This window comes from Spirosoma sp. (assembly GCF_026391055.1).
Lineage (GTDB): Bacteria > Bacteroidota > Bacteroidia > Cytophagales > Spirosomataceae > Spirosoma.
In genome coordinates, this window is the sequence record NZ_JAPLET010000022.1 from 838,872 (window position 1) to 862,840 (window position 23,969).

General features: G+C 53.4%; 30 protein-coding genes and 1 tRNA gene. 25 read left to right on the plus strand and 6 right to left on the minus strand.

Annotated elements, in window-relative coordinates:
• Positions 1-146 precede the first annotated feature (146 nt).
• Positions 147-770: a DNA-3-methyladenine glycosylase 2 family protein gene (locus NT073_RS18685; protein WP_297376443.1), complete on the plus strand. Its 624-nt coding sequence runs from the start codon at positions 147-149 to the stop codon at positions 768-770.
• 33 nt (positions 771-803) lie between these two features.
• On the opposite strand, the gene NT073_RS18690 is transcribed toward NT073_RS18685, so the two are convergent.
• From NT073_RS18690 to purL, 5 genes are all read right to left on the minus strand, one after another.
• The gene (locus NT073_RS18690) at positions 804-2,198 is read right to left on the minus strand and encodes a DUF4403 family protein (RefSeq protein ID WP_297376445.1); all 1,395 of its coding nucleotides are present in this window, start codon (positions 2,196-2,198) and stop codon (positions 804-806) included.
• A gap of 51 nt (positions 2,199-2,249) precedes the next feature.
• The gene (locus NT073_RS18695; RefSeq protein WP_297376447.1) at positions 2,250-2,405 is read right to left on the minus strand and encodes a FeoB-associated Cys-rich membrane protein; all 156 of its coding nucleotides are present in this window, start codon (positions 2,403-2,405) and stop codon (positions 2,250-2,252) included.
• Between the two features lie 71 nt (positions 2,406-2,476).
• Positions 2,477-3,025: a YfiT family bacillithiol transferase gene (locus NT073_RS18700; protein WP_297376449.1), complete on the minus strand. Its 549-nt coding sequence runs from the start codon at positions 3,023-3,025 to the stop codon at positions 2,477-2,479.
• A gap of 180 nt (positions 3,026-3,205) precedes the next feature.
• Positions 3,206-4,006: an inositol monophosphatase family protein gene (locus tag NT073_RS18705; protein WP_297376451.1), complete on the minus strand. Its 801-nt coding sequence runs from the start codon at positions 4,004-4,006 to the stop codon at positions 3,206-3,208.
• Between the two features lie 133 nt (positions 4,007-4,139).
• Entirely contained in the window at positions 4,140-6,404 is a 2,265-nt protein-coding gene (gene purL, locus NT073_RS18710; RefSeq protein WP_297376453.1) for a phosphoribosylformylglycinamidine synthase subunit PurL, read from the minus strand.
• A gap of 178 nt (positions 6,405-6,582) precedes the next feature.
• Here purL and NT073_RS18715 point away from each other — a divergent pair.
• Positions 6,583-6,667: transfer RNA gene (locus NT073_RS18715), tRNA-Ser, on the plus strand.
• 299 nt (positions 6,668-6,966) lie between these two features.
• Complete coding sequence (locus tag NT073_RS18720; RefSeq protein ID WP_297376455.1) at positions 6,967-8,199, plus strand: phage integrase SAM-like domain-containing protein; 1,233 nt, start codon at positions 6,967-6,969, stop codon at positions 8,197-8,199.
• Positions 8,200-8,246: 47 nt separating this feature from the next.
• Here NT073_RS18720 and NT073_RS18725 read toward each other — a convergent pair whose 3' ends face one another.
• The gene (locus NT073_RS18725; RefSeq protein WP_297376457.1) at positions 8,247-8,810 is read right to left on the minus strand and encodes a hypothetical protein; all 564 of its coding nucleotides are present in this window, start codon (positions 8,808-8,810) and stop codon (positions 8,247-8,249) included.
• Positions 8,811-9,012: 202 nt separating this feature from the next.
• Here NT073_RS18725 and NT073_RS18730 point away from each other — a divergent pair, with 202 nt between their 5' ends.
• From NT073_RS18730 to NT073_RS18835, 22 genes are all read left to right on the plus strand, one after another.
• Positions 9,013-9,570, plus strand: coding sequence for a hypothetical protein (locus NT073_RS18730; RefSeq protein WP_297376459.1), 558 nt, complete (start codon positions 9,013-9,015; stop codon positions 9,568-9,570).
• The gene (locus NT073_RS18735) at positions 9,570-10,097 is read left to right on the plus strand and encodes a hypothetical protein (protein WP_297376461.1); all 528 of its coding nucleotides are present in this window, start codon (positions 9,570-9,572) and stop codon (positions 10,095-10,097) included. Before NT073_RS18730 ends, NT073_RS18735 begins: the two co-directional genes overlap by 1 nt.
• Positions 10,094-10,384, plus strand: a complete 291-nt coding sequence (locus NT073_RS18740) for a hypothetical protein (protein ID WP_297376463.1) — start codon at positions 10,094-10,096, stop codon at positions 10,382-10,384. The genes NT073_RS18735 and NT073_RS18740 overlap by 4 nt, the downstream gene beginning before the upstream one ends.
• Before the next feature lie 7 nt (positions 10,385-10,391).
• Positions 10,392-10,625, plus strand: a complete 234-nt coding sequence (locus NT073_RS18745) for a hypothetical protein (RefSeq protein WP_297376465.1) — start codon at positions 10,392-10,394, stop codon at positions 10,623-10,625.
• Between the two features lie 22 nt (positions 10,626-10,647).
• A complete protein-coding gene (locus NT073_RS18750) occupies positions 10,648-11,013 on the plus strand; it encodes a hypothetical protein (RefSeq protein WP_297376467.1) in 366 nt (121 codons plus the stop codon).
• 53 nt (positions 11,014-11,066) lie between these two features.
• Positions 11,067-11,549: a hypothetical protein gene (locus NT073_RS18755; protein WP_297376469.1), complete on the plus strand. Its 483-nt coding sequence runs from the start codon at positions 11,067-11,069 to the stop codon at positions 11,547-11,549.
• 326 nt (positions 11,550-11,875) lie between these two features.
• Positions 11,876-13,345 carry a S49 family peptidase gene (locus NT073_RS18760; RefSeq protein ID WP_297376471.1) on the plus strand — a complete coding sequence of 490 codons (1,470 nt, stop codon included), beginning with the start codon at positions 11,876-11,878 and terminating at the stop codon, positions 13,343-13,345.
• A gap of 65 nt (positions 13,346-13,410) precedes the next feature.
• Positions 13,411-14,496, plus strand: coding sequence for a hypothetical protein (locus NT073_RS18765; protein ID WP_297376473.1), 1,086 nt, complete (start codon positions 13,411-13,413; stop codon positions 14,494-14,496).
• 92 nt (positions 14,497-14,588) lie between these two features.
• Positions 14,589-14,921: a hypothetical protein gene (locus NT073_RS18770; RefSeq protein WP_297376475.1), complete on the plus strand. Its 333-nt coding sequence runs from the start codon at positions 14,589-14,591 to the stop codon at positions 14,919-14,921.
• Between the two features lie 57 nt (positions 14,922-14,978).
• Complete coding sequence (locus NT073_RS18775; protein WP_297376477.1) at positions 14,979-15,506, plus strand: hypothetical protein; 528 nt, start codon at positions 14,979-14,981, stop codon at positions 15,504-15,506.
• On the plus strand, positions 15,506-15,709 hold the full coding sequence (locus NT073_RS18780; protein ID WP_297376478.1) for a hypothetical protein: 204 nt from the start codon (positions 15,506-15,508) through the stop codon (positions 15,707-15,709). The genes NT073_RS18775 and NT073_RS18780 overlap by 1 nt, the downstream gene beginning before the upstream one ends.
• An 88-nt stretch (positions 15,710-15,797) precedes the next feature.
• Positions 15,798-16,442 (plus strand): hypothetical protein, encoded by a 645-nt coding sequence (locus tag NT073_RS18785; RefSeq protein WP_297376480.1) that lies wholly within the window; start codon positions 15,798-15,800, stop codon positions 16,440-16,442.
• Entirely contained in the window at positions 16,439-17,074 is a 636-nt protein-coding gene (locus NT073_RS18790) for a hypothetical protein (RefSeq protein WP_297376482.1), read from the plus strand. The genes NT073_RS18785 and NT073_RS18790 overlap by 4 nt, the downstream gene beginning before the upstream one ends.
• Entirely contained in the window at positions 17,049-18,806 is a 1,758-nt protein-coding gene (locus NT073_RS18795) for a hypothetical protein (protein ID WP_297376484.1), read from the plus strand. The genes NT073_RS18790 and NT073_RS18795 overlap by 26 nt, the downstream gene beginning before the upstream one ends.
• Positions 18,807-19,122: 316 nt before the next feature.
• Complete coding sequence (locus NT073_RS18800; RefSeq protein ID WP_297376486.1) at positions 19,123-19,350, plus strand: hypothetical protein; 228 nt, start codon at positions 19,123-19,125, stop codon at positions 19,348-19,350.
• Positions 19,351-19,443: 93 nt separating this feature from the next.
• The gene (locus tag NT073_RS18805) at positions 19,444-19,704 is read left to right on the plus strand and encodes a hypothetical protein (protein WP_297376488.1); all 261 of its coding nucleotides are present in this window, start codon (positions 19,444-19,446) and stop codon (positions 19,702-19,704) included.
• The gene (locus NT073_RS18810) at positions 19,705-21,123 is read left to right on the plus strand and encodes a hypothetical protein (RefSeq protein WP_297376490.1); all 1,419 of its coding nucleotides are present in this window, start codon (positions 19,705-19,707) and stop codon (positions 21,121-21,123) included.
• Positions 21,123-22,070, plus strand: a complete 948-nt coding sequence (locus NT073_RS18815; RefSeq protein ID WP_297376492.1) for a DUF6712 family protein — start codon at positions 21,123-21,125, stop codon at positions 22,068-22,070. The genes NT073_RS18810 and NT073_RS18815 overlap by 1 nt, the downstream gene beginning before the upstream one ends.
• A gap of 12 nt (positions 22,071-22,082) precedes the next feature.
• On the plus strand, positions 22,083-22,370 hold the full coding sequence (locus NT073_RS18820) for a hypothetical protein (protein ID WP_297376494.1): 288 nt from the start codon (positions 22,083-22,085) through the stop codon (positions 22,368-22,370).
• A complete protein-coding gene (locus NT073_RS18825; RefSeq protein ID WP_297376496.1) occupies positions 22,321-22,929 on the plus strand; it encodes a hypothetical protein in 609 nt (202 codons plus the stop codon). Before NT073_RS18820 ends, NT073_RS18825 begins: the two co-directional genes overlap by 50 nt.
• Before the next feature lie 62 nt (positions 22,930-22,991).
• Positions 22,992-23,513 carry an N-acetylmuramidase family protein gene (locus NT073_RS18830; RefSeq protein WP_297376497.1) on the plus strand — a complete coding sequence of 174 codons (522 nt, stop codon included), beginning with the start codon at positions 22,992-22,994 and terminating at the stop codon, positions 23,511-23,513.
• Between the two features lie 41 nt (positions 23,514-23,554).
• The gene (locus tag NT073_RS18835) at positions 23,555-23,965 is read left to right on the plus strand and encodes a hypothetical protein (protein WP_297376499.1); all 411 of its coding nucleotides are present in this window, start codon (positions 23,555-23,557) and stop codon (positions 23,963-23,965) included.
• The last annotated feature ends 4 nt before the right edge of the window (positions 23,966-23,969 follow it).

Genomic DNA, 23,969 nt, shown 5'->3' on the forward strand with positions numbered 1-23,969 from the left:
TACGCATAGGCACGGCGACAACAGCGCTTTTATAACCTGACTTATAGCTACTTACCCGCTGTATTCTCCGTGTCTATGCACTTAGTAACTACGTTTTATTGCTCAGGGCAGTCGTTTACCCGGTTCAAACTGACACAACATCAACGATGACGGATATCAATTCTTCTGCCCTGACGCACCTCGCTCAGGACCCGGTTATGGCCCGCATTATAGCGGACACCCCAGCACCTAAACTATTTAACGACTATGCCGATGATGTGTATCTGGCGCTGCTCGAAAGCATCGTTTCACAGCAGATTTCGGTGAAAGCGGCCGATGCCATCTTCAGCCGCTTCCGGGCGCTGTTTCCAGATAAGTACCCTCAGGCGAATGCACTGCTCCTGAAAACCACCGATGAACTGCGGAGTGCCGGTTTGTCGTTTCAGAAGATAAAATACTTACAAAGCGTAGCGGAGTTTTCGCTTGAGAAACCCATCGACCGAGTACATCTTGATGCGCTAACGGACGAAGAAATTGTGCAATACCTGCTCCCCATTAAAGGGGTTGGCCGGTGGACGGTCGAGATGCTGCTGATGTTTGTGCTGGATAGACCTGATATTTTCCCAATCGACGATCTGGTTATTCGTCAGCGGATGCTGCGGGCTTACCCCGAACAAACCAATGGACTGACGGGTAAAGCCTTGTACAAAGTCCTGCTCAGCATTGCAGAGCCCTGGAGACCGTACCGAACTACCGCCAGCCGGTACCTCTGGCGATGGCAGGCAACCTAAGCACGAACTCCTTCCGCCGTGCCCGTTGCTGCTTTAGAAGCGTTTGACCTTCACGGCTACTTTCGATTTCACCTTGATTAATAGCTGCACTCCATCGGGTCGGATCACAATTCGCTGAGGCACCAGTCGGAAGGTATCAATATTCAGCGCCGTCTTCTGTCCGACTTTAGCTTTAGCAAATGCCGTTTCGATCTTGTCGGGAATGGATGATATCTGTTGACGTAGTGGAATAACCATGGCCGCCTGAATGGTGTCGCGGAGGTGATCATGCAAAAGCCAGTCTGCGGTAGCGAACAGCCGCTCTTTAGTATCGACGTCAAAGTCGACATCATTCATGCGCAGGGTGTTGGTAAGGGTATCGTACTCTGGATTGCCGTGAAAGAACAAAGAACCGGATACTTTCCCACCCACGTTTGCTTTCAGAATCAGCTTGCGGCCACTCCCATATACCGATGCGCTTTTGATAGTGATGTGCCCACCAACGAGGTTCAGTTTCTGTTTCGCGAGTGTGCGGGCCAGGACTGTGTTCACCTCCGAGTATGGAATGAAGGCCAGCACTTCAATGCGGGCAGAATCGGGCAGACTTTTTCGGCGCAGCAACCGGGGCAGCATGATTAAAGAATCAACCATTGGCTTGGGTCCCAGATGCGTTTTTACCCGAAAAGCAATCTGGATGGGCACTGTTATCTGCGTTGCATTGCCATAAACAGGAGCCACAGCAATACTGAACGGTTTGGGAAGCAACCAGAAATTGTCGGGCACTTTGGCAATTCGCAGCGGATTTTGCATGTCCCGCCATACCTTACTCACCTCCCTGTCGAGACGCAAACCGTCATACACCGCCTTGTCGATAGCCTTCTCTATATCAGCCTTTCGTTTGTTAAGTATTTTTTCGGCAATACTTTTCACGTTGACCTTTATTCCCAGCAGTTGGACTTTAGGTTCCTGGAGCCATTGGTAGTTTTCAAACCTGGATTTAGTAGCAAGCCGCCAGCTTGTTCCAACACCAACGGGACTATTAAACGTTACGGAGAGTGCGCAGAGCGTACGACTCTTGCGTTTTGAGCTTTTACGGAGTCCGATAGGGTTCGTGTACCAGACCTCCAGCGGAGCAGAGAAATAAACTTTTCGATTGGCATATCGAATGCGAACCGGGCCGGTTCGGTCTACCCGGAACCGCCAGGCTTCGCCTTTGTGGCCTTCAAAGGTCTCTTCCGGTACAAGTGTGGTCTTTAACGATTTATTTATTTTGGCTTCCAGATCACGGATATTGAAGGTCAGGTTCCCGGCCATGTAGGATACGGGTTCCGTGATTGGGGGTTCAAACTCTTCCTGAACCGGCGCGTCCGGACGAACGTGTTTGCACGCTTCCAGACTAAAAACAAAAAGAAGTATAGTGAAAAATACGGTGATTCGCTGAGTATTCATTTCCTCAACAAACAACCGTATTTTAAAAATGTTATCCGCAAAATCCAATATTCATTTTTCGGCAGCCCTGACCGATGCACGGGTATCGGTCGCACAGCCACAGCCCTTGCCGCAGCCCGCTTTTTTAGCCGAAAAACTCTGGTACGCCCGGTTGCTTAAATACACAATCGCGACAGCAAAAATCAGAAAAATGATGAGTTCCTGCATGGTGTATAGGTATGCTGTAGTATGAACGCCATTTGATTGCCGCAAGTAGTATCTACCTCATACTTCCTATATTATACACTTTTCTCAAGCCATCCGTTCCGTTCGGCCAGGCGGTAAGCATGCTGGTAATGGTGCTCACCATGCCACGCATACATTGCAATCACCTCCCGAAGGCCAAATGTACGCTGACTGCCCGGGTGAAAATAGGTACGATCCAGATCAGTATCCGTAAGCGACTCCAGCACGGTAACCCACCGGCGATGAAGGTTTCGCAGAATAACCAGCGACGGAGCAATATCGAGGGTGGAGTCGGGCAATTTAGCCCATTCACCTTCCTCATAGGGCGTAATCGTTGGGTTGGTTTCGGTGAGGGCCAGCTTTGTGCGAACGTACGCATTGATGTGGCTATCGGCAATGTGGTGTACCAGTTGCCGGATTGTCCAGCCTTCGGGTCGGTAGGGCGTATCCAGTCGCTCATCACCCCATTTTCCAACCAGTTCCGTCAACTTAAAGGGCATCTGATTGATCGCCTTGATGTGCTGCGCTGTCTCCCCAGCCGAAAACGACTGACCATAGGTAAAATCACCAATTGGGTACTTCAGGTTTTGTAAATCGTTCATAAGACTAATTATGCTTTACGAAATAACTACGTCAAAATGGCTGAAGCCCCGGCTGGGGCAGAATAATAGGGATGCGGCCCCGAAGTACCAGATAGCCTTTGGCTGTCTGTAAAATTACTGTTCAGTAAAATGTAAACTCGTTATCGGCTTTAGTCAGACAGCCAGAAACTGTCTGGTGCTTCAGGACCAAAAGCTCTGAATCACCTTAATCAACTCCGTGTGAACGCCACTACCAGCCACCACATCACCCCGAAAAAGGAAGGCATCGCCCCCTTCGAAATCAGTCACCAGTCCGCCTGCTTCGCGAACGAGTAGTACTCCGGCGGCCATGTCCCACGAGTTGAGATTGTATTCGTAAAAGGCATCAAAACGGCCACAGGCTACATAAGCAAGATCGATAGCGGCAGAGCCCATCCGGCGCAGGCCGTGGGTTTGCTGCATCAGCGACTCCAGAATCTGTAGATAAGGCTGCATCTGAGCAAAGGTGTAATACGGGAAGCCGGTAGCAATCAGGCTTTCGCCCAGTTGAGTAGCGGGCGATACAGCGATCGGGTTCCCGTTGCAAAATGCTCCTCCACCCTGCCAGGCCGAAAAACACTCGTTGCGGTTGGGATCATAAATGACTCCGGCAATGGGAGTACTCCCCTGCGCCAATCCGATACTTACCGAAAAAACGGGCAGATCATGAATGAAATTGGCGGTTCCGTCGAGCGGGTCGATGATCCAGTTCAGGGCCGATTGGTCAGCTTCCTGACCGGTGGTGCCTTCTTCTGTTATAAATCCGGCTTGGGGCAGTAGCTTACTCAGCTTCTCGACCAGTTGCTTTTCGGTCTCTTTATCTACGTACGAAACGAGGTTATTCAGGCCTTTGTATTCGATAGCATCGCGCTGAAACCGGCTTCGCTCCTGAAGCAAAAAAGCACCGGCATCCATAGCGATGGTGCAAATTTCGCGGGTAACCGCAGCTAAATCAATGGTCATGGTATAAATAAAGTTGGTCTGTTAAAAGGAAGACGTTTGCTGACAGTATAATGGCAGGATAATCGCTGGCGCGGGTTTGAACCGCACAGGTGACCCTGCCGTGCCGTTCAAACCCGCGCCAGCCATACACTACTTATGCCATTATCTTACCCAATGCATTATCATACAGATTCTTTGCTTCGGCCAGCGTCATCACCGGCGCATTATCGACAACAAACGCAGGGGATGTGCTCGTTACCGTTCCTAATAACATAAACGGCATGATGGTATCGTGCAGGTAACCCTCAACTGTCTTTTGATGTTCGGGCGATACCGTTACTACGACGCGGCTCTGGCTTTCACCGAACAGGAACGAGTCGAGCCGATGCCGGTCGTCCGATACGATCTCGAAACCTTTATTACCCGCCATTGCCGACTCGGCCAGGGTAACGAACAAACCACCGTCCGATACATCGTGCGCCGAAAGGATCCAGCCGTTCCGGTTCATGGTTTTGATACCTTCCTGAACGTGCCATTCATCGTCGAACTCGAAATAAGGTGCGGGCGAAGCTTTGATGCCCAAGTATGAATACAAGTATTCCGAAGAGGCAATATCATTGGTCGACTGCCCGATGAGGTAAATCAAATCGCCCTCGTTTTTGAAGTTGAGCGTCAGTTGGTGAGCTGGATTTTCCATGATACCGAGCATACCGATGGTTGGCGTCGGGAATACCGGGCCATCGTCGGAGCTTTGGTTGTAGAAACTCACGTTACCGCCCGTTACGGGGGTGCTGAACCGGCGGCAGGCTTCGCCCATACCCTGAACGGCCTCTACGAAATGCCAGTACACTTCTGGTACATACGGATTTCCGAAGTTCAGGTTGTTAGTCACGGCGAGCGGCTCGCCCCCGCTGCAAACAATGTTACGGCAGGCTTCGGCAACGGCAATCTTCGCCCCCTGACGCGGGTTGGCGTTCACATAGCGACTGTTGCAGTCGACGGTAATCACGATGGATTTATCCGTTGCCGGAATGCCCGGACCTTTCACGCGCACCACAGCCGCATCAGACGGTGCGTTGGTGCTGCGGTTGCCCGTACCCACCATAGAATCGTACTGTTCATACACCCACTTGCGCGAGCAGATGTTTGGGTGCGACAGCAGGTGCTCGGCAATCTCCCGGATATCCTCCCGCTCAATGTCGTCTACATCAGCGATGTCGAACTTGGCGAACTCCTTAATATAAGCAGGTTCTTTATACTCCCGGTGGTAAATAGGTGCACCGCCCCCAAGCACAAGGTCGTAAGCGGGCACGTCGGCGACGAGTTCACCATTCCGGTAGAAATGCAGTCGACCGAGGTCGTTTTCTCCTTTGGCGGTCACTTCGCCAATCTGGGCGCAGTTGAGGTCCCACTTGTCGAAAATACCCTGGATAATATGCTCTTTGCCTTTTTCGATGACCACCAGCATCCGCTCCTGCGACTCCGACAGCAGAATCTCGAACGGGGCCATGTTGGGTTGACGGGTGGGCACTTTATCGAGGTCAATAATCATACCGTGTTCACCCTTCGCGCTCATTTCGGAGGTCGAGCAGATGATCCCGGCGGCACCCATATCCTGAATACCGATTACGTAGCCCGTTTCAATAATTTCAAGGCTGGCTTCGAGCAGAAGTTTCTCCATGAACGGATCGCCAACCTGTACGGCCGGAAGTTTATCGGTCGATGCGGCCGAAATATCTTCCGATGCAAACGTAGCCCCGTGTATTCCGTCTTTGCCCGTTGCGGAGCCAACGATGAATACGGGATTACCCACACCATAACTAGTTGCTTTCGCCGATTTACCTACCTCAACGATGCCCGCCGAAAATGCGTTAACCAGCGGATTGGTATTGTAGCACTCATCGAAGTACAATTCGCCACCAACGGTTGGAATACCGAAAGCATTCCCATAATCGCCGATACCTTTTACAACACCGCGCAACAGACGCCGGGTTTTGGGCAATGTCAGGTCGCCAAATCGGAGTGAGTTCAACTGGGCAATGGGCCGCGCGCCCATCGTAAATATATCGCGGTTGATTCCACCAACGCCCGTTGCCGCGCCCTGGTAGGGTTCCAGCGCCGACGGGTGGTTATGCGACTCAATCTTGAACGAACAGGCCAGTCCGTCGCCAATATCGACAAGGCCCGCATTTTCTTCTCCGGCTTTGGCCAGCATCCGGTCCGAGTCGCGAGGGAGCGTTTTAAGCCAAACAATGGAGTTTTTATAGGAACAGTGTTCCGACCACATCACCGAGAAGATACTCAGTTCTGTAAAATTTGGCCGACGCCCTAAAATTTCGGCAATGCGGTCAAATTCTTCGGGCAGCAGGCCCAGTTTGCGGGCAGTTTCAAGCGAGGGTAGCGATTCGGTTGCGTCCATGTTAGCGAATTGTGACTGAGCAAATTAGGGAACGGGTCAGCGGGTGCAGACCTATTTTGGGGCGTTCCGTACCGTACTCAATCCTTCATTGAAGAATGCCCAAAATTACGGTTTTTGACTGAAATGGGACCTAAAAGGTTGACAAATCTCAAAACGTTCGTATATTTGCACCCAAGAAAGAGAGATGGCAGAGTGGTCGATTGCGGTGGTCTTGAAAACCACTGACTGTAACAGGTCCGGGGGTTCGAATCCCTCTCTCTCTGCAAAATAACCTTCCTATGTGACCAGGTGCCCGAAACAAACCCGTTTCGGGCTTTTTTTATGCCCTTTTTTCACCTGTAAGCGTTGCTTTCCTAGAAAATTGACAAACCTGGTGACGCACCCTGATTCGTGGTGACGCACCATTCCTGTTGTGCACGACTGAACTGTGGCAAGCCTGTCAACTTCGTAATAGTACGGCCAGCTACTTACCGCCCAGTAAAATTTGGAGGTTTTTTTAACCGTGCTTTAATCTCCTCCCCTATCATCCACTTACCAGCGCTACCACTAAATCGGTAGCGAAATGAACATTAAACGAATGGAAATTAGCTTCTGGCGACGCCAGAGCCGGCAAAAAGGCAAAGTTCAAATTTATTGCCGCATCACAATCGGCGGAGAACGAATTGACCTGGGTAGTACAGGCATTACAACCTGGCACGATCACTGGGATGGCCAGCAAATCACGGAGTCCGATCCGGAGTCATTTTTCAAAAACGAGCAGCTCGACATCATGCGTAACCAGCTGCGGGCCATCTTCAACGATTTGTTCCGGCGAAAGGAAAAAATTACGGCCGCAAAAATCCGGCGGGCCTACATGGGCGGCAGTGAAACGGTATCACTGTTATCAGCGTTCGAGCTATATCTGAAGGACAGCGAAAAGGATCCGGAGCGCTCCCTGAAAGACTCGAGTCTGGAGGTGTACGACAACGTCCGCAAAAAACTGATTGACTTTCTCATCAGCCAGAAGGCCCTGGATCTGCTGGTGGAGGATTTTGATTTAAGCTGGGTGAAACGCTACCGCGTCTGGATGAAACAAATTAAACTGGAGGGTGGTAAAATTGGCCACGCCGACTCCTACATTGTTAAGCATACCCAGACCATCAAGAACGTACTGGTGTGGGCGAAACTTCACAAACTCTCTGATTCAAATCCCCTCGAAGGCCTGCGCATTAAAAATGCCACCTACGACGATCCGGTCTTTCTAACGGAAGATGAATTCCAACGGTTGCGTGGGCACCAGTTTAATAATAAACACATCCAGCAGGCAGCGGATGTGTTTATTATTTTATGCCGGTGTGGCTTTCATTACGGGGATCTGCTGGACTTTGTTAAAAAGCACAAGACGGCACTCCGGAAGGGTGTCGATGGTGATCTGTGGATGATCAAGGACCGGATTAAAACCGAAGTCAGTCAGCGCGTACCCCAGTTCGAGGAAGTGAAAACCATCGTCGACAAATACGGTGGCTGGGAAAAACTTCCCCTGACGTCCCTGGCCAAGTTCAACACCTGGCTAAAGCTAGTGGCGGCCGAGTTGAATCTTCCGTCAGATCTTTCGAGTAAGGCCGGCCGTAAGACGTTTACTGACTGGTGTTTTAACACCCTGCTCCTTAGCACGGATTCGATCAAGGTGCTTCTGGGCCGAAAATCAGATAAAGGCCTGGAGGTATACGGCCGGCCAGATGAGCGTCGGGTAGCTGGTGAGCTGGCGGCCAGTAAGGTGATGCAGCAGCGAAAGAAAACGCTGAAATCACGCTAATGCAAAACGCCCGACCGTCACCGATCGGGCGTTTTTTGACCTAAAAGTTACAAGTCAGCTTTAACCTTTTGCTGTTCCTGTTGGCGACAACTCTCTTCCAGATCAAATTTTCGGTTCAAACCGCTAACAGTATTCATTGACAAGATAATTGCCCCGGTCGCAATACCCTCCAGACTCACATAAGTCTTATTCCCGCTCCATTTAAGGACCGTTAGTAGTGAACCCCCCAATTTTTTTTGATCTATCTCAGTAGGTTCTCCATACTCTTCCCGCATTGACTTGGCCAGCATTAGCCACTTATCTTCGTCATATCCCTTAAAGAGGACAACTTGACTCAAGCTATCCTGGGTGTAGGTCAATATGAGTTTATCAAACTTTATCGAGCCCAGTGACATGTAAGGACCCTGGACACATTCAAACTCGCTTATTGTTTTACAGGAATTCGTTTTGGCCAAAACGAAATTTCCTTTCTGGGTAAGCGGCTGACTCGACGACTGAAAGCTCAGATCTTTATAGCCTGACTTGCTATCAACTTTCAGATTTTTATTCTCCTGGGTTGTTGAACACCCACAAAAAATTAGCCCTAAACAAAGAGATAAAATTGCTTTCATAAAATGTAGAAATGGGGAAAGACGAATCTACATAATTTCACTTACTAACCGCTTACTCAAGAAACATGACAGTAGTTTTACCTATTCCTTTTTAACGGTATTACATTTATTCATTTGGTGGTTTTGACGACCTATAGGTTAATAAAAGAGGGCATTAAATCTATTAATTTCGAACCCTAATACTCTCCGTAACTTAACTTATATGCTTTTCCAGGACCCCGTTCTCTTCGAGCTACCGGTATTGCCGCGTGTCCAAAAATTCATCCGGACTAAACTGCATGACCAGGCTGGCTATCCTCAACCGATGCTGGCTGTGCCCACCGCCCCGGGCGCTGGCCTGATGCTGTGGGCCATGGCCCAGGCGGAGATGATCTACCTCTCAAGAAGTCCCTCGCGCAATAAGGCGACCCGGCACGCCCAGCCCGAAGCCTTTACCGCCAAACTAGGGATCGGCATTTATGAATTCCATCCAACTCGCCAGCGGACACTGCTGAATCATCCCGAGCTACTGGTCTTCTCCAACATGGTCGACCACATGATTCAAAATGAGCTTGTCCTCTTCTGCCAGCAGGCTCCCAAGACCCCGCCCATGGTCCGCATTAAGGCCTTTTGTGATCATTACGATTTCTCGGAAGAGGATTATTCGGAAGCAGCTCTCAAGCAGATGTATCTGCGTTACCGGCGGGGCACGGGCTCCCACGGCTTTGCGCCCCAGCTAACGCAGCAGTTCGCCTTTGTACCCGTTAGTCTGGCCGCCTGATGCTACTTGAATCTCCTTCTCCCCTTATGATCGGCCTGCGGGAGCCGGCTGATGAAGTAATTCTTGAACTCAAGACTCTGGCCATGCGTGAGGCAATGACGCTAACCCTGTGCGTGTTTCCGGAGCATGCGATCGGACCTCCCCAGCGGATCCACATTGAACCGCCAGCTCTGAGGGGCTTTTGGGACGGATTGGAGGAAACCATTGACGACCGACCTGTTTTACCCCGCCGAACGTTCCAGGATGTTATGATCATTGGGGGTCACCCAACAGGTGCCCTGCTAAGCGCTCATTACCACTTTCTCAACCAGGCGCATGCCCTTGAATTAGCCAGCAACGAGCTATCAAAAAATTTACAAAAGAGTCGGGCCACGTTTCTTGAGCTAAAGGAACTGGCTAAACCTGTTGGCTGGAATCCGGTATCTGCGCAAAAACCCTCGCGACGGTCGGGCCAAAAGAACAAAGGCTATAACGCTGCCCGCGACCGTATTATCGCCAAAGAAGCCTATACCCAAAAACGGAAATGACCCTTTTTGACGCTTCGCTGCTGGTCATGCGCCTGTTTACCCTGATGGGCTTTATTGTGTTTCTAGCCGGGTTTATCCTGATCTATCTGCTCGCAGCGGCCGTGCTGATCAGCTTCGTTTCTAAGCTGGGATTTCGCTACGATTACCGCAAAAAGCATCCCAATCTCTTCCGGTCGTGCATCTTTCAGACAGAGGCCGGCGAGTGGAAATCGACGCCCCGCAGCTGGGTCTGTAATTTTATGCCTGACTACCTACACCATTGGTCCCACTGGATAGCAGTTAATTAAGTACACTATGATAAAAGTTCAAGAACTAATCGTAACGGATTTATCTAAACGGGGATCCGGCAAAGAAGCCCTTAGTCCGGTTAGAACTATTCTGGAGGTGTATACCAAAGAGGGCAAGATGCTGGCGTCTAACGATCCACGGGGCAACTACTCAGTCGAGGATATGGTAGCCTTCAGCAAGGCCTGTTTGGCAGAACCCGAAAAGTCGGTTGAAGAGATTTTTGAGAAGTGGATGCGCTAACGACCTACTTCTTTCTTGCTTTATGAACGAACTACTTGAGGAGTTACGGTTAACCTTAGAGGTCATGCAGGCCATCACCACCCTGGAGTATCATGACCAAACCCAGTTGGCGGATACGTTTCCCGATCGCTGTAAAACCCGGCAGATCCAACTCGATAAATGCCTTAAGCTGGTCAACCAAATCGGCGCTCAACCAGGCGATCCGGTTCAGTATGCTGCTAAAATCGATCCGGGATTTAGTTCAGTGTCGATACCGGAAAACCTGGTTGCCGGGCAAGCCAAAGAGCCGGCCAAATGTCCCTCCTGTTATGCCCCTTGCCCAAATTGCCGAACTATCCCTCCCCCTCCAGCGCCCCCTGAAAACCGCAGATTGACCCCCTTGGGTTAATTTTTGTGCAGGGTGTCGCGGGCAAAGGCAGGCGCAGCGGATTTCTTTGCGCCATGACGGACATGACCTTTGCTGGTGGAAACAATATCGCCGGAGGCTACAAGCTCCGGTGTGTGCCGGTGGTGGGGGTGCAAAGCCTGCCCACCCCGGCCACCAGTGGTCCGATGAATGCTCCTCCCCTCACCCTGAAATCCGGTTTTACCTGGATAAACATCTACGGTACCGAGCAGACAAAAGATTATAATGAGGGTGAATCGGAAACCGATAATGGTCCCTTGTGGGCCGTCTCGACAAGTCTGTTTCTGCCCGGTGATTCGGCCGATCAGCGCCGGACCCTTCTCCAGATGAGCCGGCATACCTTCATTGTCGAATGCCAGGACAATGTTGGCCTGTGGCGACGGCTGGGAACGCTGACCGAAGGCCTCAGTTTTGCCTATAAGTTTACCATCGATGCGCAGGCAGGTGGCCAGCGTGGCGCTCTTCTGACCTTTTCGGGCAATTTGACCCAAATACCTCCTTTACTAACTGGACAATAATTTTCGGTGGTTTTTTCATTTTAGTGTAATCTTTAAACTGATCCTGCCCTGCCGGATCGGTTTTTTTATGAGCTGGTGCAGGGTGTCGCGGTTACTCCCCGCAGCCATTGCCTATTTCGTCTCAATCTTACGTGATAGATACCTTATCAAACTTACCGATGCCTACTTTATTCGTTTTTCACCAACGCTGCCTGGGTAGCTAATTACCCCCCTTCTATTCCTATACCGCTCCTAAATCGACGCTGCCCTCAACTGGCAGCGTCGATTTTTTTAGGGTGTGTAGGGTGTCGCGGCTGGCCTGATTAGTCCCGTGCTCCTTTGCATCCATGAATCGGCAATTTCGCACAATCTCTAGCTTTATGCGCGGCACCTGGCTGATTGAGCCAACGTATGCCGAAGCCCACATCCCCTATATTAATTCGTACCTGGCCGGCAATCTGCCGACCAAGCAACTCCTTGAAGAGGATGACGATGACCAGGAAGCTGACCCCCTTGCCAAGATTGGTTTTGCCCTCTCGGCCACTACTGATACTGGCTCAGCCCCCCAAACGCGCTACAGCTTAGACGATCCCGAACTGCCCGATAATTCCGTATTCGTCCTCGATATCCGGGGCGCGATCTTTAAGGAGAGCACCTGCTGCTCGGTGGGCACAGAGGATTACTGCAAATTACTCGACCAGGCCTACGCCAATGAGAAGATCATCGGCATTGTCTGTCTGATCGATTCCCCGGGTGGCCAGCTCTCGGGCACGCCTACCCTCTACGATGCCCTGCGCAATCCGGCCAAACCCACCGTATCGGTCATCAATGAAGGCCTGATGGCCTCAGCGGCCTACTGGCTGGCCTGTGGTTCGGACGATATCTACGCGACTCAGAAGTCCGACCAGGTAGGCTCCATCGGCGTGTTTGTGCAGTTTGAAGACCGCACCAAAGAGCGCGAGCTGAAGGGCATTAAACTCATCTCGGTCTACTCTGACCGCTCGGGCCAGAAAAACAAACCCTTCCGCGATGCGCTGGCCGGCGACGACACCCTTTTGCGGGAAGACCTCAACCAGGCGGCTGATCTGTTCCGGGAAGCCGTCGAGCAGGGACGGGGTGCCCGGCTGAAGAATGGCAAGAAGGGCTCCGCCGACGACGTCTTTGAAGGTGGTCTTTTTTACGCCAGTAAAGCGCTCCAGCTGGGCCTCATTGATGGGTTCGGCAACCTCAGTACCGCCATCGAGCGGGTTTCCCAGCTGCACAACGCCAAAAAGAGCCAGGCTCCTGCCTCGGCTTCAGCGGTGCGCTCGGAAGTAGTCACCTCCATTTCTGTGGAAAATCCGGCTCCCGTTGGGGCCGAAACGGCCGCCCCCGCATTGGGCGATATACAGCCAACGCCTGCCCAGACAGGTTCCGGCACTCCTGACCAATCTTCAACCCAAAACCAAAACGACCCCATGTTTGGATTTACCAAACTGCCCGCTCTGGCGGCAGTAAAAGGCGTGGCAGCAGCTGACATCACAGCCGCTCAGATCGACGCCATCAATGCAGAGCTTACCGCTGAGGGCTACAACATCGGCGTTGTCAGCCAGGCTGATTTTACGGCCGCTCAGACGCTCCAGACCCAGCTGACCACCGCCAACACCACCATCACGACCCAACAGGCCGAGATCGAACGCCTGGGCAAGCAGCCTGGCACGATGGGCTCTACGGTCCCTAAAGCGGAAGAAAGCATTTCGAGCGCGGGTGAAACGGCCCTCAGCGAAACTGATCAGATGCTGAAGGATCTCAAACAAGGCATGGCGGGCGGCAAATAAGCCTGCTGCCTTTTCCAAGCCCTCTTCTCCCTCGTAACTCTTAACACTTAACCGTTTACCCTGCCGTGGCAACACCTCAAAACGACATTACCGCGATTAACAACTACGCGGGCCAGTACGAATCCCGGATCCGCACGTCGATCTTCACTGACCTCGACATTGCCAACGATCTGAACCTGATCACCAACCTGACCTCCGCCCGTATTCTGCCTAAATACAAGGCAAACGACGGCCTTCGTCCTTACGATCCGGACGTCACCGAGCCGGACGGCACATCGGGCGTGTTCTCCAAGCGGAACATCGAGCCCCGCACCGGCATGAAGATCCTGAAAGTGGTTCCTGAGGAGCTGCGCAAGACGTTCCTCAGCGAGCAGCTTCGTGCTAATGCCAAAGATTATCCGGGTGGCTTTGCCCAGTACTTCTGGGATGAGCAGATCAAAAAGCAAAAGGCCGAAATCAACAACAACTCGTATATGGGTGTTGATGGGCAAGGTGTTCCCGCTTATGACCCATCCGTTTCCTACACGGTAGGTGCCCGGATGCTGTTCACCGACCGCTCGTACTATTCCTGCATCGTGGCCACCACGGCGGCTCAGACGCCAGTTACTCACCCGGCCAAGTGGCTCAAGGTCAACAACAGCTCGATCACCAAAGGGCTGGGCGTGATTATCGCCGAGGAGTACGCAGGCCTGCCTACCCGCAACAAGATTGCCACCGGCACGCTGGACGCCACCAACACCTTCGACAAGGTAACTAACTTCTATTTGTCGTTGCCCGAAGAAATCCGGGCGGCCGGCGGTATCATCCGCTGCTCGCAGGGTACCTACGACAACTACAACATGAGCGCCCTGGCTAAATTCCAGAACGGCACCTCATTCCTCGACGTGCAGAACGCGGGCAAAATCATCGGTAAGTCGATTCTGGGCTCGGATGGCAAATTCATCCTCAAGCCAGCGTCCTGGATGTCGGGCTCCAAGCGCCTGATTGCCGATATCAACCAGAACCTGTACATGGGTACAGACCTGGTATCGGATCTAACGGGCATCGGGCCAATGATTCCCAACATTCACGGCTACAGCTGCAAAATGCAGATGATTCTGGCCTACCAGATTGCCGATCTGGAGATCCTGTTCGTCAACGACCAGGCGTAAGCCAGCACCTACCCTCATTCTTTTTCTCTAATCGACAAATTTGGTAACTGCCAGCCAGGCAGTTACCAAATTTTACAACCCCAACATCGATCATGGCGGAACTAACCGACGATCAAAAACTGATTGCCAGCCTGACCAAACAGGTGGAAACGCTCACGGCCGAGAAAGTCAAAGCCGAAAACGATTTGGCCGAGGCCGTTAAGGTGGTCACCGAGCTGAAGGGCAAGCTGAGCGAAAAACAGGAAGCCGGCAGTAAGCTGCCTACCCTGAAAGTAGGTGAGGATACCTACGAGCTGGTGACTGAATTCCTCTACCAGAATCAGGAGGTAACGCACCAGGTGCTTAAAGAAAATCCGGACCTGGCAGCCGCCCTGGTGGCCGATGGCTGTGGCAACTTGAAAAAAGTGGCCAAAAAAGGAAAGTAATCCTTTCCGATTTGATTGCGCTGATCATTCGACAACCCTTTAACTGCTTTTCCCTAAATGGATTACAAAGAATTAACCGCGCCGGATGGAGAAGATGTGAACATGGGTGGTACCCAGCAGACGGTGTACTTCGCGCCTGTTTCTCACATCGGCACCTATCCCGCAGCGGCCACCACGGAAGGGGCCAACCCCTACGTGATGACGACGCCCTTCGTCATGAAGCAGGGCAAGAAGTTTATCCCCATGTATACCACCCAGGACATGTCCGATCTGGACTTTGGCTCCAACGGGGAGGCAGACGGAAAAAGCTTTAAACCGGTGCTTAAACTGTTCTACCCGGGTCTGACCGACGACGCCCTGTTGTTTATCAACAACATCAAAAACGACAAGATTATTCTGCTCGTTCCCCTGGCCAACGGCAAGGTGCTGCAGCTAGGTAACGGGCAGTTCTTCATGACCGTTTCGCCAAACTTTAAAACCGGCACTGTCAGCGGCCGGGGCATTGGTACCGAGATTGAGGTAATGGGGTATCTGCCCTATATCTACCGGTACGCAGCTGCCATTCCGCTGGTGGCCGCAACCTGATGGCGAAGCCTCCCAAATCGCCCGATGCCGCTCCCCAGCCGGAGGCGGCTCCGGCGTTCGACATCGTGGGGCTTGAGCTAGCGGCATCCATGCCGATCTATTTCGAGAACCGCCTGTTCGATCTGGCTCACCTCTCGGCCGATGAGGCAACCTACCTGCTGGGCTTCCCCGAGCAGGTGCCTTATCTGCGCGTTACCATTTAATTTTTTACCAGGCAACTGGCATTTTGTGTAGTGTGGCAAAGAAGCCCGGCCTTGCCGGGCTTCATTTGTGTTAGGTCCAATCTCCATTATGAACTCTCCCATTGACCTGCTTACCGCCTGGCTCCAGCGACCCGTCTACAACGAAGGGGTTGTGCTCTATGAGCGCCTGATCGGGGGGGGCTTTTTGCTGACCCTGCTCAAAACGGGTGAAGACGACTACAACCGCGAAAAGCTGACCACCGCCCTTTCAGACAAACTGCTCAGCCTGCAGGCTGATGAGAAAGCCCTGAAAGAAAGCTATCCCGTCAGTTTAATTACCCAGCTGGACGGGGGCGGTCTGCTGATGGATGAGCGCACCATTCTCAAAGAGCGCATGCGTACACTGCTCAACGGGGGCGTTACCAAATCGGAAGAACTCAAACAAATGGCCTTCCGGATCCTGGCCATCAAGGATGAGCTGGACGGTATTTACGGCAGGAAGCATTTTTTCGAGCAAAACGGCTTTCTGCCCGAACAGGCCAGCCTAGCCCCCGAGCTCGAAGCCCCCGAGCTGCTGCTGCGCCGGCGCAACACCCTGCGCACCTACGTGACCAAATACACGGCCCTGCTAGCTCAGCCACTTGCGCCCAACCGGCAACGCAAATACCTTTCCAAGCTCGAAGGCTTTCTCCAGGAGCTGCATGGCATCGATACCCACCTGGCTGTTCTTTCCCCAACTGCCCCACCGCTATGAGCAAACAACTGACGCTCCTCAATGATAACGACCCAGGCCGCTGGGATGACAAGTTCGATCTGATCGTCAAGTGGTACAACGACGAGCGGGAGGAGGACGATCCCCGGAAAATCAAGCTGCCCGCTCCCCTTTTCGAGCAGATCGGCCGCTGGAACTGGCTCTACGCCATGGTCACCATGCCCAAAAACCGCTATAAGTCGGACCCGCAGCTCATCAAACTGCTGCGCGTGCAGTACCCCGACCTCAGTGAGCGAACCGCCCGGCGCACCCTGCGCGATATGCGCCGTTTTTTTGGGGCTGTTGAGCAGCCCGAACTGGCCTGGGAAAAGATCATGCTGATTGCAGGGATAAAAGAAACGATTCGCAAGGCGGGCCTTGCCAAAGACTTTCGGGCGGTTGCCTCTGCCCAAAAGAACCTGGCCAGTGTGCTGGGAGCCGACAAAACGGCGGAAACCGTCGAAAACAAGACGATCATCAACGTCATCAACTTCAATCCAGTGCAACTGGGAGCCATTCCCATGTCTCAGGAAGCCCTCGACAGCATGATTGAGGAGATAACGAACTACGATAAAAAGAAAGCGGAGAATCCCTTTGACGACTTTACCGATGTCACAGACCAACCAGCCGCCTGATCGGCTTGATTTGACCGAGCTCATAACCGACGATCTGGCGCTGGCCACGCGCCTGGCGCACGTCGAGCACGATGTGCAGAAGCTCTCCAGTGATGTGGAGGTCATTGAGCGTCATTACAACAAACCCCAGATGCGTTCGATGCTGGTGGGCGCCAACGAAGAGTACGCCGTCTGGGGACGGGGAACGGGCAAAAGTGAAGGCCTGATCGCACCCAGGAGTTTCCGTAACGTCGAGGTTATGCCCCGGGCGCACGGGTGTTTTGTCGGCGCTACCTACATGCAACTTCTCGAACGAACCCTGCCGCCGGTCATCAAGGGCTGGGAGCAGATGGGCATGGTGCGGGGCCGCGACTTCTGGATCCGGGAGCGACCACCGGCTAAGCTTAACATCCCCCAGCCTATCGTGGGGCCCGTCACGTCGGATCACTGTATTTTCTTTAAAAACGGGGCCGTGGCCAGTATGGTCTCTCAGGACCGGCCTGGCTCTTCAAATGGTAAGACCGTCCACTGGATCATCGGGGACGAAGCTAAATTTTTAAACAAGCCAAAGCTCGACAACGAGCTGCTGATGACCAACCGGGGGGATGAACGCTACTTTGGGGGCATCCCTGAGTTCCACTCCCTGCTGTTCTGCACCGACATGCCCACCACCAAGGCAGCGATGTGGATCCTGGAGCAGGAAAAGCGCATGATCGAGCAGACGGCACAGCTCGGCCACGACCGCGTCAAGTCGCTGCTCAGCATCCGGGCCGTTATTTTCGATCTGTACGACAAGCTGCTAAAAAACCCGAAAAAGCGGCCCCAGATTCTCCAGGAAATCGCCCGCCGGCAAGCCCAGTGGGACGCCATCCGGGCCAATACGATTTATTTCTCGGAGGCCTCCACCCTGGACAACGTGCACGGCTTTGGCATCAAGAACATTGCCCGTCTCAGAAAGCAGCTGCCTCCGTTTATCTTCCGGACGGCTATTCTCAACCAGCGCCCGTTCTTATCGGAAAATGCGTTCTATCCTGATCTGGACGAACATCACTTTACCGATGCGTATGATTATGGCTTTATCGATCAGTTTGAGTTTGGCCAGGGCCAGTACGCGGACTCCCGAAAAGATGCCGACGTCGACAAATGGCGTCCCCTGGATATCGGGGGTGACTACGGCTCCTCCATCACCCCCATGCTCGTGGGTCAGCCCAATGGGCGTAAGTATCGGGTGCTGAATGAGATCTATGTGGGCTATCCCAAGAAGGTAAAGGATGCGGCCAAAGCGTTCTGTGAGTATTATAAACACCACCCCACCAAAGAAGTGCGCTACTTCTATGATCACACCACCATCTTCACCAACGCCTCGATGGATATCAGCTATGCCGATGACTTTGCTGACGTGCTCCGGGCGGAGGGTTGGGATGTGAACATGATCTATCTGGGCCATACGCTCTCCCCTATGCAGCGCTATGAGATGTGGGGCAGATGCTTGACGGGAGGTGACGAGAAGATATTCGACGTGAGCTTTAACCGCAACAATACCCAGTACACGCGCATCTCGATGCAGCAGGCCCAGATCAAACAGGGAGGACGGGGCTTTGAGAAGGACAAAGCTGACGAGAAGAAAACCGAGATCGATCAGCGCACCACTACCCACTTCTCGGATGGGATCGATACGCTGTTGATCGGGGCGCACGTGTTCCACCAGTTCGAAAGTCAGGAGGCCTTCGATGCAGTCTTTGTCAGCAGCTGATGGGTTGATGCACGTTCCTTTGTTGGTTTACATTCCGGGCCTGCTTCATCAAGCAGGCCCTTTTCATATATGCAGGGGACTCTCTTTTTGCAATTGCATATCAGCTCAGTGCGTGGCATTGGGGGGCAGAGCGCCAGGTGCACACGCTTTTTGCCATATTTCACCCTTAATTGCCTGATTTTAAGCCCAAATGCCCTAAAATGGATGTCAAAACGGGCCGAAAACTGAATTCAGTGGGTAGACGGCCGCTTTTTTAGCCGTTTGGTTATCAATTCATTAGGCCCAATTTTTGCAATTCTAATCCCTACTCACCGGCATGAAAAACGACGAAACTCCAGTAAAAACACCCGATTTTGCCCCCATTTTACCCCAAATCCCGACTAAAAAGGGCATCTACCGGCTGCTGCAGGCCGGTGAACGTCTCCAGCCCCGTGACGCCGTTTACTGCGCGGCCTCTGACCAGTGGTGGCCCCTGCCGGCCAGCCTGATGGGCTCGCCCTACAATCCCGAGCTAACCGGTCCCGTGCGCCGGTTCAACAAATAAGGCCCGCTCCTGCGCGTTTCTGGCATCAACCAACCGCTCGCCCTGTGTAGGGTGTCGCGGTCTGGTGAGCCGTGCTGTCCCACTTTCGCGCCTATGATCAAGGTGGCGGACATGATCCAGCAAATGCGCAGTGTCGATGCGAGGGGAAAGCCCCGAGCCTTCGATCTGGTGGTCTGTACGGCCGATCGGGCACGTAACACGGGCGGTGAGCTGCGGGATATGCGCAAAATTGTCCTGCTGACCAAAAAACGGCAAACCGAACGCTATTTGCTGGTTCAGGCACTGGGCACCAAGGAAGTCATTCGACTCCACCTCGATCTGATTCTTTATTTCAACAATCAGGAGGTAGTCTAAATGGCCAAGAGAAAAAGTAGCCCGGTTGCCTATTTTGAGGGCGATCAGTACGATGCCGGCATAATGGCATCGGCGGGTATCAGCGTAGCGTTTGAAAACGACCGGCCGGCCTCCAGTCGGGCAGGTGCCTTTCCTCCGCCGGGCCAGATGCCCGGCGCGGAACCCAGCTCGGTCGTTCCTGATGAGTCGCTCTACGCAGGCCTTACCGATCTGATGCCCTGGGGCGAAGGCAACGACTTTCCCCAGCGCATCGTCGAGCTCTATAACCGCGATCCTATCATTCCCACCACCCTGGGCAAGCTGTCGGCCATGCTGGTCAGCCGGGGCATTATGGCCGTCGAAGTCGATATCGACGAGAAGGGCAACGAAGTGGTTCGCAAACTCACCGGTGACCAGGCGGTCATCGATGCGGTCAATGCCTTTATCGATTCACGTAAATTCAAGCTTTATCTACGGGAAATGGCCGGTGACGCCACCTGGTTTTTCAACGGTTTTCCCGAAATGATCGTCAGTAAGGACCGCAGTATCATCACCGAGCTGCATCCGCTCAATGCCGAGGAGTGCCGCTGGTGCCGCATGAGCCCCACGGGTAATCTTCCCCACATTTATCTGGATGCCAACTGGCCCCGCCATTCGGCGCAGCAGGCCAAAAAAATCCAGGCCATCGATCCCTACCACCCCGATCCGGTGGGCTGGCTGCGCGATCAGTCGGTGTACAACTGCGTGTACCCCATCCGGTTTCCCACCCCGGGCAAACGCTACTACGCCCTGCCGCACCACTACAGCCTGGTTGAATCGGGCTGGCTCGACGTGCACCTCGGCATCCCGGCCTACAAAAAGCACGTCATGAAAAACCAGATGGCCCTGAAGTATCACTTCAAGGTCGATAAAGATTACTGGCCCATGCTGTACGGGGAAAAATACACCAAGGCCACTGCCGAGGGCAAACGCGCCCTGAAGGTAAAATGGCTGGAGAGCATGAACAAGCAGCTCACCGACGTCACCAAAGCGGGCAACTCCATCATTACCGACGTGACCTGGGACCAGGTGAACAAGATGTTCAAGGATCACATCACCATAACGGCCATCCCCGATCCGCTCAAAGACGGCAAGTTCATCGAAGACAACATGGAGGCCACGGCCCAGATCTTCTACGCGCTGAACGTCGATCCGGCCATGGTGGGCTTTGCCGGTGGGGATAAGATGGGGGCTAAATCGGGCGGCAGCGACAAACGCGAAGCCTACCTGATTGCCCTGCAGATGCTGTCACCGTTCCGGGATATGCTGCTGGAGCCGCTGATGTTTGTCGCCGAATACAACGGCTGGAAAGCGGCCCTGCCCAAACTGGGCTTTCGCTTCCGGGATACCATTCTGACCACGCTGGATACCGGTGCCGGTACCACTAAAAAACTAAGCTAATGAACTCCTTCTTTACCGGGCCGGCCGCTGAATTCCGCACGCTGATTCCCAGTGTTGTTAAAAACTTCAGCATGGGAGCCGTGCTGCCCCTGTTTGATCAACTGGCCGCTCAGCTGCTGCCCCGGTTTCTGGGGGAAGCGCTGGCCGGGCGGCTCAGCGAGCTGGACGGCTACGATCCCACCCTGGACCCCTTCCTCAAGCAGGCTTATGGACTGGCCCGCTCGGCGGTAGCGAGGCTCGCCTTTGCCGATTATCTGCCGTTTGCCGAGCTACAGATCGGCGATGACGGGGTGACGGTGACGGCCTCCCCCGATCGCAAAGCGGCGTTTGAATACCAGACCACCAAGCTCGATAAATCCCTGCGGGAAATGGGCTGGCAGGATCTGGATGCGCTGCTTAAGCTGGTAGCCGCCAAGCCGGCGGTGTTTCCCGAGTGGTTAGAAGCACCCTATTTTCAGGAGCATCAGGATGCGCTGTTTAAAAGTGCCCCCGAGTTTTCAAAGTATTACCCCATTCAGGACAAATGGCTCACCTTCTGGGCGCTGAGACCCTTTATCCAGGCCGTTGAGGAAAATCAGGGGGCACAGGCTCTGGCCCGGCTGGAAGCCCTGCCGGACAGCGATTCGGGGGGTCAAAAAGCGGTCCTCAGACGCAATCTGCTGCGGTCGCTGGCCTACCAGGCCGTCATTTTGGCCCTGCCCAACCTGAGCATCGAGCTCAGTGGCACCAACGTGCAGGTGAATTACGCCGGTCAGTATGCCAACTCGACGTACTATACTCCTCCCGGGCGGGAGATGCTTGACTGGGTAAGCCAGAACCTGCAAAAACAGGCGGATCTGTTCTGGTCAAACTTTGAGGATGGGCTGTCGGCCCTGCTGCCTTCTCAGGCGGAAGACGATGAGGCCAGCGGCCTGATTGAATCATCCGGATCTATTGTCTGGCTATAACCTATTTCACGTATGGTTACTAAAATTAAACACTTCTTTTGGTCATCGATGGCGTTTCTGAGCGCTTTACTGGCTCTACTCACCTGGATGGGAGTCCTGCTGCAAAGCTGTCATTCCAAAGCCAAACCCGAACCTACCCGCATTGTGATTTACGCCGATACCACCCGGGCCAAACTGGTCCACCGGGCGGATTCGTCGAGCCAGGCCGTCACGATTTTAACCGCTCGTTCAACTCAATCCGTAACAACCTATGAAAAATCGAAGCAGACCTTCGACTCGATCCAAATCGAACTTCCCTGACTGGATCATTTTGCTATTCTTCTTTGGACTGGCCATGCTCTGGGCTGCCCTGAACGCGGCAACCGCCCAGTCGGTGCAGTCCATGGTCAAAAACCAGCCTTTTCCCTTTGCTCAGGGCGTGGCCATGGATACAGTCTTGTACAAATCCGTTAAAGCCAAGCTGCAGGCCGCCGAAGCCCTGAAAATTAGCTCCGAGCTGGCCATTTCGTCCCTGAAGACGGAACAAAAAGCCATCCGGCAGGCCCTTGCCGACCAGCGGGCGGTTAGTGCGTACGACACTAAAAAATTAGACTCGCTCAGTACCCTTCTGGTCAACACCATAACTCGGTTGGAAGCGGCCCGGCAACTGGCTGGTCAGGCGCAGCGGATGACCGATGAGGTGTTGTCAAAACTTCCCCGCTCGATTCGTAAAACGCTGGTTGGGGCCACGCCCGAACGGATTGCCACGGCAACCCTCGACTACATCCAAACCTTGCGGGTTCGTAAATGGTACTGGGCAGCCGGCGGAGCGGGCATTGGTGGGAGTTTGTTCACCCTGTTACTGCTTAGTTTGCGATGAGCGCCGATAAACGACTGACGCTGGCCGACTACCAGGCAGCAGCCAGCCTGCTGCGCACCGGCGTGGCCGAGATCCGGGCCGTGCGCGACGTGGAGAGTTCAGGCTACGGTTTCCTGCCCGACGGTCGCATTTTGATCCGCTTTGAGGGCCACCGCTTCCGAAAGGAAACCGGCCGTAAATACGACAAAACGCACCCAACGCTCTCCCACCCCTATATGGCGAACTGCCCCTACAACAAGGGACCGGTTTCGGACTATGGCCGGCTGGCTACGGCCATGGCGCTGGATGCGACGGCCGCGCTGCTGTCCTGCAGCTGGGGTCTGTTTCAGGTGATGGGGGATGAGTACTGGCGCTGTGGCTACAAAAACGTGCATGACTTCGTCGATGCCCTTAAAACGGGTGAAGCGGCTCAGCTGATGGCGTTCTGCCGGTTTCTGATTTCCAAAAAGCTCGACGACGAGCTGCGCGACCACGAATGGGACGGGCTGGCCTACGGCTACAACGGCGAGAATTATCGCGATAATAAGTACCACATCAAACTACCCCGGGCCTACGCCTGGCATGTAGCCCATCCAGAAGGATAATGCCCATTATCAGCCCCGCTCACTGATTACTAACTACCTCAATGAAACGCCTCCTCCCTTCCACCCTACTGCGTAATTCATCTTTTTTCTGCTCCACCAACAGCCTGCTTTTTCTGGCTTGGGGTGAACAGATTGGCCTCTGGGTTGTCGCCCTAGGTGTTGACTGGGCCAAACTACCCTGGGCCTTTGCCGGGGCGACGATCGCCACGCTTAAATCAAAAAAAGACGCTTCCGGCCAGCCGGTTCATAAACCCCTTTGGGAGTTTGTCAGCAGTGCGCTGGGTGGCATGGTGATTGGTATGGCGGCCTGGAAAGACGTGATGAGCTTTACCAAGCTCAGCCCCGAATTTTCCACTGTCATTGCCGGGCTCATCGGCTGGCTGCTGGCCGATATCATCTTAAAAAAGGCCAAAACGCAATTGTCTGAAACCGTTACTCCCCCTAAACCCTAACCGG

What these genes read in the sequence shown, in the direction of transcription:
- NT073_RS18685 (WP_297376443.1), top strand. Translation starts at nt 147, where the DNA reads ATGACGGATATCAATTCTTCTGCCCTGACGCACCTCGCTCAGGACCCG.
- NT073_RS18690 (WP_297376445.1), bottom strand. Translation starts at nt 2,198, where the DNA reads ATGAATACTCAGCGAATCACCGTATTTTTCACTATACTTCTTTTTGTT.
- NT073_RS18695 (WP_297376447.1), bottom strand. Translation starts at nt 2,405, where the DNA reads ATGCAGGAACTCATCATTTTTCTGATTTTTGCTGTCGCGATTGTGTAT.
- NT073_RS18700 (WP_297376449.1), bottom strand. Translation starts at nt 3,025, where the DNA reads ATGAACGATTTACAAAACCTGAAGTACCCAATTGGTGATTTTACCTAT.
- NT073_RS18705 (WP_297376451.1), bottom strand. Translation starts at nt 4,006, where the DNA reads ATGACCATTGATTTAGCTGCGGTTACCCGCGAAATTTGCACCATCGCT.
- purL (WP_297376453.1), bottom strand. Translation starts at nt 6,404, where the DNA reads ATGGACGCAACCGAATCGCTACCCTCGCTTGAAACTGCCCGCAAACTG.
- NT073_RS18720 (WP_297376455.1), top strand. Translation starts at nt 6,967, where the DNA reads ATGAACATTAAACGAATGGAAATTAGCTTCTGGCGACGCCAGAGCCGG.
- NT073_RS18725 (WP_297376457.1), bottom strand. Translation starts at nt 8,810, where the DNA reads ATGAAAGCAATTTTATCTCTTTGTTTAGGGCTAATTTTTTGTGGGTGT.
- NT073_RS18730 (WP_297376459.1), top strand. Translation starts at nt 9,013, where the DNA reads ATGCTTTTCCAGGACCCCGTTCTCTTCGAGCTACCGGTATTGCCGCGT.
- NT073_RS18735 (WP_297376461.1), top strand. Translation starts at nt 9,570, where the DNA reads ATGCTACTTGAATCTCCTTCTCCCCTTATGATCGGCCTGCGGGAGCCG.
- NT073_RS18740 (WP_297376463.1), top strand. Translation starts at nt 10,094, where the DNA reads ATGACCCTTTTTGACGCTTCGCTGCTGGTCATGCGCCTGTTTACCCTG.
- NT073_RS18745 (WP_297376465.1), top strand. Translation starts at nt 10,392, where the DNA reads ATGATAAAAGTTCAAGAACTAATCGTAACGGATTTATCTAAACGGGGA.
- NT073_RS18750 (WP_297376467.1), top strand. Translation starts at nt 10,648, where the DNA reads ATGAACGAACTACTTGAGGAGTTACGGTTAACCTTAGAGGTCATGCAG.
- NT073_RS18755 (WP_297376469.1), top strand. Translation starts at nt 11,067, where the DNA reads ATGACGGACATGACCTTTGCTGGTGGAAACAATATCGCCGGAGGCTAC.
- NT073_RS18760 (WP_297376471.1), top strand. Translation starts at nt 11,876, where the DNA reads ATGAATCGGCAATTTCGCACAATCTCTAGCTTTATGCGCGGCACCTGG.
- NT073_RS18770 (WP_297376475.1), top strand. Translation starts at nt 14,589, where the DNA reads ATGGCGGAACTAACCGACGATCAAAAACTGATTGCCAGCCTGACCAAA.
- NT073_RS18775 (WP_297376477.1), top strand. Translation starts at nt 14,979, where the DNA reads ATGGATTACAAAGAATTAACCGCGCCGGATGGAGAAGATGTGAACATG.
- NT073_RS18780 (WP_297376478.1), top strand. Translation starts at nt 15,506, where the DNA reads ATGGCGAAGCCTCCCAAATCGCCCGATGCCGCTCCCCAGCCGGAGGCG.
- NT073_RS18785 (WP_297376480.1), top strand. Translation starts at nt 15,798, where the DNA reads ATGAACTCTCCCATTGACCTGCTTACCGCCTGGCTCCAGCGACCCGTC.
- NT073_RS18790 (WP_297376482.1), top strand. Translation starts at nt 16,439, where the DNA reads ATGAGCAAACAACTGACGCTCCTCAATGATAACGACCCAGGCCGCTGG.
- NT073_RS18795 (WP_297376484.1), top strand. Translation starts at nt 17,049, where the DNA reads ATGTCACAGACCAACCAGCCGCCTGATCGGCTTGATTTGACCGAGCTC.
- NT073_RS18800 (WP_297376486.1), top strand. Translation starts at nt 19,123, where the DNA reads ATGAAAAACGACGAAACTCCAGTAAAAACACCCGATTTTGCCCCCATT.
- NT073_RS18805 (WP_297376488.1), top strand. Translation starts at nt 19,444, where the DNA reads ATGATCAAGGTGGCGGACATGATCCAGCAAATGCGCAGTGTCGATGCG.
- NT073_RS18810 (WP_297376490.1), top strand. Translation starts at nt 19,705, where the DNA reads ATGGCCAAGAGAAAAAGTAGCCCGGTTGCCTATTTTGAGGGCGATCAG.
- NT073_RS18815 (WP_297376492.1), top strand. Translation starts at nt 21,123, where the DNA reads ATGAACTCCTTCTTTACCGGGCCGGCCGCTGAATTCCGCACGCTGATT.
- NT073_RS18820 (WP_297376494.1), top strand. Translation starts at nt 22,083, where the DNA reads ATGGTTACTAAAATTAAACACTTCTTTTGGTCATCGATGGCGTTTCTG.
- NT073_RS18825 (WP_297376496.1), top strand. Translation starts at nt 22,321, where the DNA reads ATGAAAAATCGAAGCAGACCTTCGACTCGATCCAAATCGAACTTCCCT.
- NT073_RS18835 (WP_297376499.1), top strand. Translation starts at nt 23,555, where the DNA reads ATGAAACGCCTCCTCCCTTCCACCCTACTGCGTAATTCATCTTTTTTC.